This window comes from Streptomyces sp. NPDC003379, assembly GCF_053589195.1.
Map to the genome: position 1 here is coordinate 1 of NZ_JBSFRK010000013.1, position 13570 is coordinate 13570.

Genomic DNA, 13570 nt, shown 5'->3' on the forward strand with positions numbered 1-13570 from the left:
GCGGCCATCTGGCCGCCACGGACGGTGAGTTGGGTGCTGCGAGCGGCTACGCGCGGTTAGCGCGCGTCGTCCGGGAGGAGGCGGGCGAGGGTGCGCACCGCGCGGTACTGGAGGGTTTTGATCGCGCCTTCGTTCTTGCCCATGACGCGCGCGGTCTCGGCGACGGAGAGGCCCTGGAGGAATCGCAGGGTCACGCACTCCTGCTGCTGGGGGTTGAGGCGGCGGACGGCTTCGAGCAGTGCCGCGTTCGAGAGGGACTCCAGGACGGAGTCCTCGGGGCTGCGCTCGACCTCGTTGGCGTCGAGCATTTCGCCGGTGGTCACTTCGAGGCGGAAACGGCTCGATTTGAAGTGGTCGGCGACCAGGTTGCGGGCGATCGTGACCAGCCAGGCGCCGAAGTCGCGGCCCTGCCAGGTGAAGGTGCCGATGCGGCGGAGGGCGCGCAGAAAGGTCTCACTGGTGAGGTCCTCGGCGGTCGCCTTGCCGCCGACGCGGTAGTAGATGTATCGGTAGACCGTGTCGCTGTACTGGTCGTAGAGGCGGCCGAAGGCGTCGGCCTCGCCGGCCTGGGCGCGCTCGACCAGGTCCATCATGCGGGCGCTGTCGCTGTCCGCGGCGGGGCGGCGGGGGGTGGGCGTTGACGTTGAGGTGGCGGCAGCGGCGCCGGAGCGGGCCCGTCTGCTGACCGCCGCACCGCCGTCCGCCAGGGCATAGCACGGCCCGGCGGGTGCCGGGACGGCGAAGGCGGGGACGGCGGGGACGGCGTACGCGGTGGGGACGAAGCCGCGCAAGCGGTCGAGGACCGTTGCGCGCAGCGTAGCCAGGCCCGAGGCGTCAACCCCGACGTGTGGGTACACGGGACTCCCAGAGGCAGAGCTTCCATCACGTGCAGTACGGAACCATTCACTCGTCGTAGCGACGTGTGGGGTCCGTTATGCGTCTGAGGAGAATAACGCTTCGTACAGGCAGCGCTACACCCAGTTGCTCAAATCACCGATTACGTCGCTTCTGTAACCGTTCGGAGCCGTTTCAAGTACCAGAGAGTGAGCGCTTGTTGATCGGAATGGTTCACATTCCGTCGTCGCGGGGGGCGTGTTGTGGCCGAGTTCAACCAACCGGACTGGCCCGGGGCAGGGCGGGGTAGGAGCGGCGGAATGCCGGGTCAGTGGCGGCGGCGGTGCAGGGCGATCGCCGCCGCCGTGCCGCCCGCGAGCGCGCCGACACCGGCGGCGGCGGGGATGCCGACCTTCGCGGCCTTGCGGCCGGTGCGGTAGTCCCGCAGCCGCCAGTCCCGCTCGCGGGCGTGCTTGCGCAGCTTGGCGTCGGGGTTGATCGCGTACGGGTGTCCGACGAGCGAGAGCATCGGGATGTCGTTGTGCGAGTCGCTGTACGCGGCGCAGCGGGCCAGGTCCAGGCGCTCGGCGGCGGCCAGGGCGCGGACGGCCTCGGCCTTGGCGGGGCCGTGCAGGGGCTCGCCGACGAGCTTGCCGGTGTAGACGCCGCCGATGGACTCGGCGACGGTGCCGAGGGCGCCGGTCAGGCCGAGGCGGCGGGCGATGACCGTGGCGATCTCCACCGGGGCCGCGGTGACCAGCCAGACCTTCTGGCCGGCGTCGAGGTGGGCCTGGGCGAGGGCGCGGGTGCCGGGCCAGATGCGCTCGGCCATGTACTCGTCGTAGATCTCCTCGCCGATGGTCATCAGCTCGGCGACGCGGTGGCCCTTGACGATGGACAGTGCGCTGTCGCGGGCGTCCTGCATGTGCTCGGGGTCCTCGACGCCCGCGAGCCTGAACCACGCCTGCTGCCAGGCGAACCTGACCAGCTCCTGGCGCTCGAAGAACTTCCGTTTGTACAGGCCGCGGCCGAAGTGGAAGATCGCGGCGCCCTGCATCACGGTGTTGTCGAGGTCGAAGAAGGCGGCGGCCTCGACATCGCCGACGACGGGGAACGCCGGTTCTCCCGGCGCCTCGTCGGGCGCGGTCCGTCCGGCGAGCTCCTCCAGCTCCTGGGAGGACTTGCGGGCGGCCTCGGCCGAGGCCTCGCCTGCCAACACGCTCCGCGCCGTGGCGGAGCGCCTACGGCGGGTGAGCCATCCGAGAGCGGCCATGTCGTGAGCATAGCTAGTTCGTTCGGTGGTTCCGGAGGCGGTGGGATGCGGCCCTGTGAACTCTGCGCGACCGGCCCGTTAAACCGGCCCGGTGCGCGGCGCGGGCGAGAATGGGGGCATGAGCCCGATTTTTCGTCGTACGGAGAAGAAGAAGCCCTCGGAGCGCACGGTCACCCTGATCGGGAAACCGGGGTGTCATCTGTGTGATGACGCACAGTCGGTGATCGAGAAGGTCTGCGCGGAGACGGGGGCCTCGTGGGAGAAGAAGGACATCACCGAGGACCAGGAGCTGCACCGGGCCTACTGGGAGCAGATCCCGGTGGTCCTGGTGGACGGGGAGCAGCACACCTTCTGGCGTGTCGATGAGGAGCGGCTGCGGCGTGAGCTGGTCGGCTGACGGCCGGAAGCTACTGACCGGGTAGTCCAAAGTTCCCGTGAAGCCGGTTACGCTTTGGGGCGGTTTTGGTCTCGGGGGCGATGATCGTGAGGAGAGTGTGCGGTTTTGCCCCCATCAGGTGAGCAACGAACCCGTCCGCGCGCCGGTTCCACGATCGTGCGCCGGGCGCGCGTGACCCCGGTCACGTTGGCCGGGCAAAACGGACACAATCTTTGTGCACGCGTTCACAAAGACATAGCCTGCATTCGACGGGGCGGTCTGGGGACGTGTGACCGCCTGCAGCCCCGCTCTACCCGCAGGAGCACCGTGGCAACTGGCCGAACTCACCGACCGGCGACCCGCAGCCGAGGGATTCCCGAGGCCACCGTCGCCAGGCTTCCGCTGTACCTCCGAGCCCTCACCGCACTGTCGGAGCGCTCGGTGCCCACGGTCTCCTCCGAGGAGCTCGCGGCCGCCGCGGGGGTCAACTCCGCGAAGCTGCGCAAGGACTTCTCCTACCTCGGTTCGTACGGGACGCGCGGCGTCGGCTATGACGTCGAGTATCTCGTGTACCAGATCTCCCGGGAACTGGGTCTGACCCAGGACTGGCCGGTTGTCATCGTCGGCATCGGCAACCTCGGCGCCGCCCTGGCCAACTACGGCGGGTTCGCCTCGCGTGGTTTCCGTGTCGCGGCACTGATCGACGCCGATCCGGCAATGGCCGGAAAGCCCGTCGCCGGGATGCCCGTGCAGCACACCGACGAGCTTGAGAAGATCATCGAGGACAACGGCGTCTCGATCGGCGTCATCGCCACCCCGGCCGGCGCCGCCCAGCAGGTCTGCGAGCGGCTCGTCGCCGCCGGTGTGACCTCCATCCTGAACTTCGCGCCGACCGTGCTCTCGGTGCCGGACGGCGTCGACGTACGCAAGGTCGACCTCTCCATCGAGCTGCAGATCCTCGCCTTCCACGAGCAGCGCAAGGCCGGCGAGGAGGCCGCCGCCGACGGCGTCGTGCCGCCCGTCGCCGCCAAGCCGCACCGCAAGGGACCTGACGGGGACGTCCCCGCCGTGATGCCGGCATGAGTCTCCTGGTCGTAGGGCTGAGCCATCGCAGTGCTCCGGTGAGCGTCCTGGAGCGGGCCGCGCTGCCCGCGGACTCGCAGGCCAAGCTCTTGCAGGACACGCTGGCCGCCGAGCCCGCCACCGAGGCGGCCGTGCTCGCCACGTGCAACCGCATCGAGCTGTACGCGGACGTCGACAAGTTCCACGCGGGCGTCGCCGAGCTGTCGACGCTGCTCGCGCAGCACAGCGGTGTGGGCCTGGAAGAGCTGACCCCTTATCTGTACGTCCACTACGAGGACCGCGCCGTCCACCACCTCTTCTCGGTGGCGTGCGGGCTCGACTCGATGGTCGTCGGCGAGGGGCAGATCCTCGGGCAGATCAAGGACGCCCTCGCGCGCGCCCAGGAGCTGCACACCGCGGGCCGCCTCCTCAACGACCTGTTCCAGCAGGCCCTGCGGGTCGGCAAGCGCGCGCACTCCGAGACCGGCATCGACCGGGCCGGGCAGTCGCTCGTCACCTTCGGACTCGAACAGCTCGCCGTGCGCAACTCGGTCGAGACCTGGGCCAAGGGCAAGCGCGCCGTGGTGATCGGCGCGGGCTCCATGTCCTCGCTCGCCGCGGCGACGCTCGCGCGCGCCGGGGTCGAGGAGATCGTGGTCGCCAACCGCACGCTGGAGCGCGCCGAGCGGCTCGCCGCCATCCTGGGCGAGCAGGGCGGCACGGGCGTGAGCGCCCGCGCCGTCCCGATGGACCAGGTGGCCCAAGAACTGACACGTGCCGATGTGGCGGTGTCCTGCACCGGAGCGACCGGCCTGGTGCTGACGGCCGCCGCCGTCACGGCCGCCGTCGAGGGGCGCGTCCCCGCGGGCAGCGTGGCCGCTGACGTACCGGCGCAGGCCAGGAGCGGTCCGGCCGGACAGCCGACCGTCGCCGACGACGGCTGCCCCGTGGACCTCTCCGCGCCGCGCGGCTTCTCCGTCGCCGGTGAGGCCGCTGTCGCCGGGATGGACGCCGCCTCCCTGGAGCAGCACGCCGCCTGGGTGGACAACGCCCCGGCCGAGCGGCGCGAGGCCGATCCGCGGGCCGAGGCCGACGCCATCGCCGCACTGGTGGCCGCCGCGCGCGTCACGGGACGGCTGCCGGAGCGGCGCAGGCCCGTGTCGTCGGCGAGCGCGGCCCGCCCGGCCGTGCTGGCCCTGCTCGACCTGGCCATGCCCCGCGACATCGACGCCGCCGTGCATCGCATCCCGGGCGTACGGCTGGTCGACATCGAGTCGCTGGCCGACGCCTCCGCCGACGCGCCCATGGCCGCCGACGTCGAGCAGGTGCGCGGCATCGTCTCCGACGAGGTCGCCGCCTTCGGTGCCGCGCAGCGGGCCGCGCACATCACGCCGACCGTGGTCGCCCTGCGCACCATGGCCGCCGATGTGGTGGCCAGTGAGATCGCGCGGCTCGACGGGCGGCTGCCCGGCCTGGAGGACAAGCAACGCGCGGAGATCACGCAGACCGTGCGCCGCGTCGTCGACAAGCTGCTGCACGCGCCGACGGTGCGGGTCAAGCAGCTGGCCGGCGAGCCGGGCGGCGCCGGATACGCGGACGCGCTGCGCACGCTCTTCGACCTCGACCCGCAGACGGTCGCGGCGGTCAGCAGGGCTGACCACCTGAACAACGAGAACGACGACCCGAATAGAGGCCGGGCATGACCGAGAGGGCTTATCGGCTCGGGACCAGGCGCAGCAAGCTGGCCATGGCCCAGTCGGGCCAGGTGGCCGAGGCGGTACGGCGGTTGACCGGCCGCCCCGTCGAGCTCGTGGAGATCACGACGTACGGGGATGTCTCGCGCGAGCACCTGGCGCAGATCGGCGGCACCGGCGTCTTCGTCGCCGCCCTGCGCGAGGCGCTGGTCCGCGGTGAGGTCGACTTCGCCGTGCACTCGCTCAAGGACCTGCCCACCGCGCAGCCCGAGGATCTCCTCCTCGCGGCCGTGCCGGAGCGCGAGGACCCCCGCGACGTCCTGGTCGCGCGCGACGGACTGACCTTCGCCGAGCTCCCCGAGGGGGCTCGCGTCGGCACCGGCTCGCCGCGCCGCATGGCGCAGCTGAACGCCTACGCGCGCAGCCACGGCATGACCATCGAGACCGTGCCGATCCGCGGGAACATCGACACCCGCATCGGATACGTACACAAGGGGGAGCTCGACGCCGTCGTGCTCGCCGCCGCCGGACTGAGCCGTATCGGCCGGACCGACGAGGTGACCGACTTCCTGTCGGTCGACACTGTTCTGCCCGCCCCCGGCCAGGGGGCACTGGCGATCGAGTGTGCCGCGCACAACGCGTCACTCGCCGCCGCGCTCGCCGAGCTCGACGACCCGTACACCCGGGTCGCCGTGACCGCCGAGCGGTCCCTGCTCGCCGCCTTGGAGGCCGGTTGCAGCGCACCCGTGGGAGCGCTGGCCGACCTTCCCCGGACTCTCGATTCCGTTCGAGCAGGGGAGACCCCTTTGGCCGACGCGCAGATTGTCAAGGAAATGCGCCTGCGTGGCGTCGTCGGTACGACCGACGGCTCTACGTTGGTGCAGCTGTCCACCACCGGTCCCGTGCCCGAGACGGAGACCCAAGCCATGGCGCTGGGCCGCGAACTCGCGGTCGAGATGCTCGCCAAGGGCGCGGCCGGTCTGATGGGGGAGCGAGCACTTTGAGCCCCACCTCGAACCTTTCCGGCATTCCCGCACACGGGCACGTCACCTTCCTCGGTGCCGGACCCGGAGATCCGGGACTGCTGACCCTGCGCGCCGTCGAGGCGCTGGCCCGAGCGGATGTGCTGATCGCCGAGCCGGATGTACTCGATGTCGTCCGTGTGCACGCCAAGGGAGGTGTGGACACACCCCTGCCGGCGAATGCTGACGACACGTCAGCAACCGCGGACACGGCGGCGATCCGAGTCGCCACCAATCTTGTCATGGAGGCCGCGAGGGGCGGCAAGCGGGTCGTGCGTGCGGTCAGCGGCGACCCCGGCCTCGATACGTACGCGGCCGAGGAGATGCTTGCCTGCGCCGCCGAGGGCGTCTCCTTCGAGGTCGTGCCGGGCATCGCGGCCGCGGTCGGTGTGCCCGCGTACGCCGGTGTGCCGTTGCGGGACGCGCAGGGCACGGACGTCCGTTTCGTCGACGCCCGTACGGCGTCCGACCGCTGCTGGAGCGAGGTCGGCGCGTCCGACGGGACCGCGGTGGTCACCACGTCGCTCGACTCCGTCGCGGCGGCCGCGGGCGAGCTGGTGGCCGCGGGCCGCAAGCCCGACACCCCGATGACCGTGACCATCGGCGGTACGACGACGCGCCAGCGCACCTGGAACGCGACGCTCGGCACCATCGCGCAGGTCCTCAAGCAGGCGAAGGTGCTGCCCTCGCCCGACGGGGGCCGGCCCGTCATAGCCGTCGTCGGCGAGCGCTCCGCCGCCGCCCAGCGCGACCAGCTGTCGTGGTTCGAGTCGAAGCCGCTCTTCGGCTGGCGCGTGCTCGTACCGCGTACGAAGGAGCAGGCGGCGTCGCTCTCCGACCAGCTGCGCTCCTACGGCGCGGTGCCGCACGAGGTGCCGACCATCGCGGTCGAGCCGCCGCGCACGCCCCAGCAGATGGAGCGCGCGGTCAAGGGCCTGGTCACCGGGCGGTACGAGTGGATCGCCTTCACGTCCGTCAACGCCGTCAAGGCGGTGCGGGAGAAGTTCGAGGAGTACGGGCTCGACGCGCGTGCCTTCGCCGGGATCAAGGTCGCGGCCGTCGGTGAGCAGACCGCCGCCGCGCTGATCGCCTTCGGCGTCAAGCCGGACCTGGTGCCGAGCGGTGAGCAGTCGGCCGCCGGTCTCCTGGAGGACTGGCCGCCGTACGACCCGGTCTTCGACCCGATCGACCGCGTCTTCCTGCCGCGGGCCGACATCGCCACGGAGACGCTGGTCGCGGGCCTGATCGACCTGGGCTGGGAGGTGGACGACGTCACGGCCTACCGGACCGTGCGCGCCTCGCCGCCGCCGGCCGACACGCGGGAGGCCATCAAGGGCGGCGGTTTCGACGCCGTGCTCTTCACGTCCTCCTCGACCGTGCGCAACCTCGTCGGCATCGCCGGCAAGCCGCACAACGTGACCGTCATCGCCTGTATCGGCCCGGCCACCGCGAAGACCGCGGAGGAGCACGGGCTGCGGGTGGACGTGATGGCTCCGGAGCCGTCGGTCCACCAGCTGGCGCAGGCGCTGGCCGACTTCGGTTCGCAGCGGCGGGCCGCGGCGCTGGACGCCGGGGATCCGGTGACGCGGCCGAGTGAACGACGACCCGGTTCGCGTCGGCGGCGCACCGCGCCGTAGGTTCGGTGGGCGGGTGTCCGGGGCGTGTCGCGCCCCGGGTGCCCGCCCACAACAGCAGCAGCACGAATCCAGGTGAAGCCAGTGACGAAGTACGGATCTTTCCCCGGAGCGCGGCCGCGACGGCTGCGCACGACCGTGGCCATGCGCCGCATGGTTGCCGAGACGCGGCTGCATCCGGCCGATCTGATCCTCCCCGCGTTCGTCCGCGAGGGGATCAGCGCCCCGGTGGAGATCGGGTCCATGCCCGGCGTCCTCCAGCACACCCGCGACACGCTGAAGAAGGCGGCCGTCGAGGCGGTGGAGGCCGGGGTCTCCGGGATCATGCTCTTCGGGGTGCCGGAGGAGTCCAAGAAGGACGCCGCGGGGACGGTGGGCACCGACCCGGACGGCATCCTCCAGCTCGCTCTGCGGGATGTGCGGTCCGAGGTCGGCGACGACCTCATCGTCATGTCCGACCTGTGTCTCGACGAGTTCACCGACCACGGGCACTGCGGTGTGCTGGACGACCAGGGGCGCGTCGACAACGACGCGACGCTTGAGCGGTACGCCGAGATGGCCCAGGTCCAGGCCGACGCGGGCGCCCATGTGGTGGGCCCGAGCGGCATGATGGACGGTCAGGTCGGCGTCGTCCGTGACGCGTTGGACCAGGTGGGCCACGAGGACGTGTCGATCCTCGCGTACACCGTGAAGTACTCGTCCGCCTTCTTCGGCCCCTTCCGCGAGGCCGTGGGGTCGTCCCTGAAGGGCGACCGCAAGACGTACCAGCAGGACCCGGCCAACATCCGGGAGTCGCTGCGGGAGTTGGCGCTCGACCTCGACGAGGGCGCCGACATGGTGATGGTCAAGCCGGCCGGTCCCTACCTCGACGTCCTCGCGAAGGTCGCCGAGTCGGTCGACGTGCCGGTGGCGGCGTACCAGATCAGTGGCGAGTACGCGATGATCGAGGCCGCCGCCGAGCGGGGCTGGATCGACCGGGACAAGGCGATCATGGAGTCCCTGACGGGGATCAAGCGCGCGGGCGCGAACATGATCCTCACGTACTGGGCCACTGAGGTGGCACGACAGCTCTAGCCGCTTGACCTGAAGTTCGGTTGAGGTCGCAGAGTGGTGTGCAGAGGGGCCCAGAGAGGGCCCGTCCGAGGAGGACGAGATGCACGCCGTTGTTCTGCACGAGTTCGGGCCCGCCGAGAACCTGAAGTACGAGACCTGGCCGGACCCCGTCGCGGGCCCCGGCCAGGTGCGGATCGCGGTGCGGGCGGCCGGGGCGCACTTCGTCGAGACCGTGATGCGGGCGGGGGATGCCTCGGACAAGGCGCCGCCGCTGCCGGAGCTGCCGTCCGTCTTCGGCGGCGAGGTCGCGGGCGTCGTCGACGAGGTCGGACCCGGCGTCGACTCCTCCTGGCTCGGCCGGTCCGTCGTGACCTCGCACGGAGCACCCGGCGGGTACGCCGAGCTGGCGGTCGCCGCCGTCGACGAGCTGCACGCGGTGCCGGACGGGCTCGGCTTCGAGGACGCGGTGACCATGGTGATGACCGGGGCGACCACGATGGGACTCCTTGGAGTCGCCCAACTCCGGTCCGACGATGTGGTGTTGGTGACGTCTGCCGCCGGGGGAGTGGGGCGGCTCGTCGTGCAGTACGCGCACGCCCTCGGGGCGACGGTCGTGGGGGCGGCGGGTGGCCCCGACAAGGTCGAGGCGGTGCGGGCGCTCGGCGCCGATGTCGCCGTGGACTACAACGTGCCCGGGTGGGCCGACTCGGTCCGTGAACGGCTCGCGGGTCGTCCCGTCACCGCCGTCCTGGACGGCGTAGGGGGCGAAAAGGCAGCCGCCGCCTTCGAGTTGATAGGGGAGGGCGGGCGATACGTCGTCATCGGCTGGGCCTCGCAGGAGGCCTTCGAGCCGACGCCGGAGGTCCTTGCCGATTGGGGCATCTCGTACATCAATGCCCTGATGGAGCTGATAGGGCACCCCGAGGACGGTCCCGCGCGCGAGCGGGAGGCCCTGGAAGCCGCCGCCAAGGGGGAGTTGGTGCCCTCATGGCAGGCGTTCCCGCTGGCGGAGGCGGCGCGGGCGCATGCGGCGATGGAGCGGCGTGAGACCACCGGGAAGGTGGTCCTCGTACCCGGGGCGGCGCCTAGTCCTTCTTGATCAGCGTGACGAGGCGGGAGAGGCCGTCGGCCGCGTACCCCTCGTCGATCGAGCGGTCCAGGAGGGTCTGGAGCGGCTCGAACAGGTCACTGCTCAGGCCCTGTTGGGCGAAGGCGTCCAGGAAGTTGGGCAGCGCGGCCTGGTTGACCGCCAGGGACGACACGTCCGTGAGGTGCTGCCCGGAGTCCAGCGCCTCGGCCATGCCGGGCACGAGGCCGTCCGTCATCGCGTTGACCCAGTCCTTGAGCAGCGGCGCGAACTCACGGGCCGGTACGCCGCCGCTGCCGATCAGGGCGTAGGCCTGGACAACGCCCATCACCATGCCGTACATCCCGGTGAGCAGCGACAGGTCGTACAGCGCGGCGGCGCCCGGGTCCTTGCCGACCCACTTGGTCTCCGCGAGCGCCGCCAGCGTCGGGCGGTGCGTCTCGTACGCCTCTTCGTCGGTGCCGCTGTAGAGGATGTACGCGCCGGGCGTGGCGATCATCTGCGGTACGGCCATGATGCCGCCGTCGATGTACGTGACGCCGCGCGAGGCCGCCCAGTCCGCCAACTCCCTCGCCTGCGCCGGGGTTCCGTTGGTGAGGTTCACGACGGTCCGCCCGGCGAGGGCGTCGGCCTCCGCCTCCAGCAGGCCGCGTACGTTGTCGTTGGTCGTGAGGCAGACGATGACGAGGGGACTGGCCTCGATGGCCTCCGTCGCCGTCCCGGCCGGGGCCGCGCCCTGGGCGACGAGCGGGCCCGTCTTGCTGGCGGTGCGGTTCCAGACGGTGGTCCGGTGCCCCGCCTTGATCAGCGCGGAGGCGAGGGCACTGCCCATCAGGCCGAGGCCGAGGACGGACACGGGGGCGTTGCTGCTGGGCACGGGGGCTCCTTCAGAGGCGTTGCTTTCTGGGGACGCCTCTGATCCTTGCGGGGCCCTTCCGTATGGACAAGTACCGACTAATTAGTGGGTACTTACCAAAAGGTCAGTGGAGGTGCCGGTGAGGAACGAGGTCCATGCGGCGGGGGCGACCGTGAGGGTCGGGCCGGTGAGGTCCTTGGAGTCGCGGATGTGGATGGCGGCGGGGTGGGCGGCGATCTCGACGCAGGCGCCGCCTTGGTCGCTGCTGTAGCTGGACTTCCGCCAGTTGTAAGCGACTTCGAGGCACTGGCCGCCTTCGCTTCCGCTGTAGGTCGACTTGAACCACGTGAGTGCGGTGCTCATTGCTCTCCTAGCAGACGGTCCAACAGGCCCTTGGTTTCCTGGGGGTTGAGAGCCTGTGTCCGCAGCATCGCATATTTGCGTTCCAGCAGGGACACCTCATCCGGGTCGGCGATCAGTTGGCTTCCTCGCTGGGCCTCGATGTAGGCGATGTGCTGATGGTCGGGAGTCTCCAGCAGGGTGAAGGGGCCGTCGAGTCCGGCGTGAACGTCGCGGCCGATCGGCATGATCTGGAGGGTTACCCCGTGAAGGTCCGCTGCCTCCCGCAGGCGGCGTAGCTGCTCGTAATACGCCTCGTTGCCCCCGAGGCGGTCCATCACCGTCACCTCCGAGATGATGAAGCTGATCGTTGGCGGGTCCTTCCGGTGCAGGATCTTTTGACGTTCCATACGGGCGGTTACACGTAGCGCGATCTCGTCCTCGGTGAGAGCTGGAACCTTGCTGAGGAAGACAGCGTGTGCGTACGGATCCGTCTGGAGCAAGCCAGGCAGCACCTGGTTGTCGTACCAAGACAGCGCGATCGCCTCACGTTCCAGGTCCATGTACTCGTCCGCCCACCTCGGGAACAGGTCGACCTCCGGCATGTTTTCCAAGCCAGCGGTCAACACGCCCCTGGCGTTCAGGATCCTCTCCAGTACAACGGCCAAGTCCTCCTTCAGTGGTCGTCGGCCCTGCTCGATGGACGCGATCGTCTCGTCGTCGACGCCGAGACGTGCGGCAAGTTGGCGCTGGTCAGGCCCGCCGCACGGCGCAACGCCCCGATCTGGGCGCCCAGCATCTTCATCGCGGAGGCGTTCTTCCTGCGGCGGTTACTGAGTGACATGGCGGCCAACTCCCCCTGTGTGGCGGTGGTTGCACTCGTGCCGACCCGTACAGATTCGGACCACGGGTGTGCGTACGGCTACATGATGAGTACGTAGCGTCACTGGCGTCCCGTGAATCGGGGAACCGGTGGGGCGTGCTTGGATGGCTACGGTTTGGGTGGCGGAACGGGGGAGGACGGCAATGGATTCGCTCGCGGAGCTGCTGCGGGAGCTCAAGGAGCGGTCGGGGCTCAGCTACGGGGTGCTGGCCAAGCGGCTCCACATGAGTACGTCCACCTTGCACCGGTACTGCAATGGCGACGCCGTGCCCGTGGACTACGCGCCTGTCGAGCGGCTCGCCCGGCTCTGCAAGGCTTCGCCCGAGGAGCTGGTGGAGGTTCATCGGCGGTGGATTCTGGCGGACGCCGCGCGCGGACGTAAGGGGGAGCCCGAGCCCGCGATAACCACTTCTGACGAGCCCCAGACGGAGCCGGAGCCGGAGGCCGGCGGGACGTCCAAGCGGCGGCGCCAGGCGCTCGCCCTCGGTGCCGCCGTCGCCGTCATCGTCGGCGTCGGATCCGTCGCTCTCGCGCTCAACGGACGGGATGACGACGGAAGTAAGCGGGATGTGGGAGCCGCCGCGTCCGTCAGCCCCAGTGGTTCCCCGGGTGACCCGTCCGGGAAGGGCGGGCGAGGCAAGGACACCGACGCCACCGATGGCCGTGAGGGGAAGAAGGACAAGCCCTCCGACTCCGACTCCGGCTCTCCCTCGCGGAAGGCGAGCCCGCGGACTGAGGCGTCCCAGGGCGGGGGTGGTCGCAAGGGGCACGCGGCGGCCGGGGAGGGGAGAAGTGAGGATCTCGGCGTGCCGCTTACCGCTCGTACCCGGCCGTACGTCTATGAGAGCCCCTGTAGCCAGCACTTCCTGGTCAACCGGAAGCCCAACCAGGTGCCGCAGCCGCCGTCCGTCGAGCAGGACGCCCCGGGGTGGGCCGCCGATCTCGGCGCGGTCTCGGCCGGTGAGCAGCTCATCGAGGTCACCGTGCAGGGGTTGAGCAAGGACACCGTCGTGCTCCAGGGGATGAGCGTCCGGGTACAGAGCACCAGTTCGCCGCTGGCCTGGAACGACTTCCAGATGGGTGTCGGCTGTGGCGGCAACGTCTCCACCAAGTCGTTCGGCGTCGACCTCGACGACGGGACGCCGCGCCTGACGCCCAAGGCGGGGCAGCGTGACTTCCCGTACAAGGTGAGCGAGAGCGACCCCGAGGTCTTCTACGTCAAGGCGAACGCCGAGGCGCACGATGTCCGTTGGTACTTGGAGCTGGAGTGGTCCAGCGGCAAGCGGCACAGCGTGCTCCGCATCGATGATCAGGGCAAGCCGTTCCGGACCAGTGGTAATGAGGGGCGGCCCACGTATGGGTGGCCGCTCGGTGGCTCGAAGTGGGAAGCGCCGCTTGACAGTTGAGGGTGGAGGCGGACGGTGTCCGTCCGTATCCCGGAATGGCGGGTGTAGGCG

Annotated in this window: 14 protein-coding genes; 8 read left to right on the forward strand and 6 right to left on the reverse strand. The window is 70.4% G+C overall.

Annotated features, from left to right (window positions below; genetic code table 11):
- Positions 1-56: 56 nt before the first annotated feature.
- Together ACWDVB_RS14405 and ACWDVB_RS14410 are read right to left on the reverse strand one after the other, a co-directional pair.
- The gene (locus ACWDVB_RS14405; protein WP_451515214.1) at positions 57-857 is read right to left on the reverse strand and encodes an ECF subfamily RNA polymerase sigma factor, BldN family; all 801 of its coding nucleotides are present in this window, start codon (positions 855-857) and stop codon (positions 57-59) included.
- Between the two features lie 305 nt (positions 858-1162).
- Positions 1163-2107: an HAD family hydrolase gene (locus ACWDVB_RS14410; protein WP_451515213.1), complete on the reverse strand. Its 945-nt coding sequence runs from the start codon at positions 2105-2107 to the stop codon at positions 1163-1165.
- Positions 2108-2225: 118 nt separating this feature from the next.
- Between ACWDVB_RS14410 and ACWDVB_RS14415 the strand changes: the two genes are divergently transcribed.
- The 7 genes from ACWDVB_RS14415 to ACWDVB_RS14445 all read left to right on the forward strand — a co-directional run bounded on the left by ACWDVB_RS14415 (position 2226) and on the right by ACWDVB_RS14445 (position 10047).
- Positions 2226-2504 carry a glutaredoxin family protein gene (locus tag ACWDVB_RS14415; RefSeq protein ID WP_451515212.1) on the forward strand — a complete coding sequence of 93 codons (279 nt, stop codon included), beginning with the start codon at positions 2226-2228 and terminating at the stop codon, positions 2502-2504.
- A 306-nt stretch (positions 2505-2810) separates the two neighbouring features.
- Entirely contained in the window at positions 2811-3566 is a 756-nt protein-coding gene (locus ACWDVB_RS14420) for a redox-sensing transcriptional repressor Rex (protein ID WP_125514322.1), read from the forward strand.
- On the forward strand, positions 3563-5248 hold the full coding sequence (locus tag ACWDVB_RS14425) for a glutamyl-tRNA reductase (protein WP_451515211.1): 1686 nt from the start codon (positions 3563-3565) through the stop codon (positions 5246-5248). The genes ACWDVB_RS14420 and ACWDVB_RS14425 overlap by 4 nt, the downstream gene beginning before the upstream one ends.
- Positions 5245-6243, forward strand: a complete 999-nt coding sequence (gene hemC / locus ACWDVB_RS14430; RefSeq protein WP_451515210.1) for a hydroxymethylbilane synthase — start codon at positions 5245-5247, stop codon at positions 6241-6243. The genes ACWDVB_RS14425 and hemC overlap by 4 nt, the downstream gene beginning before the upstream one ends.
- The gene (locus ACWDVB_RS14435) at positions 6240-7898 is read left to right on the forward strand and encodes a uroporphyrinogen-III synthase (RefSeq protein ID WP_451515209.1); all 1659 of its coding nucleotides are present in this window, start codon (positions 6240-6242) and stop codon (positions 7896-7898) included. Before hemC ends, ACWDVB_RS14435 begins: the two co-directional genes overlap by 4 nt.
- A gap of 81 nt (positions 7899-7979) precedes the next feature.
- Positions 7980-8969 (forward strand): porphobilinogen synthase, encoded by a 990-nt coding sequence (hemB, locus tag ACWDVB_RS14440; protein ID WP_451515208.1) that lies wholly within the window; start codon positions 7980-7982, stop codon positions 8967-8969.
- 79 nt (positions 8970-9048) lie between these two features.
- On the forward strand, positions 9049-10047 hold the full coding sequence (locus ACWDVB_RS14445; RefSeq protein ID WP_451515207.1) for a zinc-binding dehydrogenase: 999 nt from the start codon (positions 9049-9051) through the stop codon (positions 10045-10047).
- Here ACWDVB_RS14445 and ACWDVB_RS14450 read toward each other — a convergent pair.
- The 4 genes from ACWDVB_RS14450 to ACWDVB_RS14465 all read right to left on the reverse strand — a co-directional run bounded on the left by ACWDVB_RS14450 (position 10034) and on the right by ACWDVB_RS14465 (position 12074).
- Positions 10034-10912, reverse strand: a complete 879-nt coding sequence (locus ACWDVB_RS14450) for an NAD(P)-dependent oxidoreductase (protein ID WP_451515206.1) — start codon at positions 10910-10912, stop codon at positions 10034-10036. The two genes, ACWDVB_RS14445 and ACWDVB_RS14450, sit on opposite strands and share 14 nt — an antisense overlap.
- A gap of 81 nt (positions 10913-10993) precedes the next feature.
- Complete coding sequence (locus ACWDVB_RS14455; protein ID WP_451515205.1) at positions 10994-11254, reverse strand: DUF397 domain-containing protein; 261 nt, start codon at positions 11252-11254, stop codon at positions 10994-10996.
- Positions 11251-11940: a DUF5753 domain-containing protein gene (locus tag ACWDVB_RS14460; protein WP_451611964.1), complete on the reverse strand. Its 690-nt coding sequence runs from the start codon at positions 11938-11940 to the stop codon at positions 11251-11253. Before ACWDVB_RS14460 ends, ACWDVB_RS14455 begins: the two co-directional genes overlap by 4 nt.
- Positions 11907-12074, reverse strand: coding sequence for a hypothetical protein (locus ACWDVB_RS14465; protein WP_451515204.1), 168 nt, complete (start codon positions 12072-12074; stop codon positions 11907-11909). The genes ACWDVB_RS14460 and ACWDVB_RS14465 overlap by 34 nt, the downstream gene beginning before the upstream one ends.
- A gap of 182 nt (positions 12075-12256) precedes the next feature.
- Here ACWDVB_RS14465 and ACWDVB_RS14470 point away from each other — a divergent pair, with 182 nt between their 5' ends.
- Entirely contained in the window at positions 12257-13519 is a 1263-nt protein-coding gene (locus ACWDVB_RS14470; protein ID WP_451515203.1) for a helix-turn-helix domain-containing protein, read from the forward strand.
- Positions 13520-13570 lie beyond the last annotated feature (51 nt).

What these genes read in the sequence shown, in the direction of transcription:
- ACWDVB_RS14410 (WP_451515213.1), bottom strand. Translation starts at nt 2,107, where the DNA reads ATGGCCGCTCTCGGATGGCTCACCCGCCGTAGGCGCTCCGCCACGGCG.
- ACWDVB_RS14415 (WP_451515212.1), top strand. Translation starts at nt 2,226, where the DNA reads ATGAGCCCGATTTTTCGTCGTACGGAGAAGAAGAAGCCCTCGGAGCGC.
- ACWDVB_RS14425 (WP_451515211.1), top strand. Translation starts at nt 3,563, where the DNA reads ATGAGTCTCCTGGTCGTAGGGCTGAGCCATCGCAGTGCTCCGGTGAGC.
- hemC (WP_451515210.1), top strand. Translation starts at nt 5,245, where the DNA reads ATGACCGAGAGGGCTTATCGGCTCGGGACCAGGCGCAGCAAGCTGGCC.
- ACWDVB_RS14445 (WP_451515207.1), top strand. Translation starts at nt 9,049, where the DNA reads ATGCACGCCGTTGTTCTGCACGAGTTCGGGCCCGCCGAGAACCTGAAG.
- ACWDVB_RS14455 (WP_451515205.1), bottom strand. Translation starts at nt 11,254, where the DNA reads ATGAGCACCGCACTCACGTGGTTCAAGTCGACCTACAGCGGAAGCGAA.
- ACWDVB_RS14465 (WP_451515204.1), bottom strand. Translation starts at nt 12,074, where the DNA reads ATGTCACTCAGTAACCGCCGCAGGAAGAACGCCTCCGCGATGAAGATG.
- ACWDVB_RS14470 (WP_451515203.1), top strand. Translation starts at nt 12,257, where the DNA reads ATGGATTCGCTCGCGGAGCTGCTGCGGGAGCTCAAGGAGCGGTCGGGG.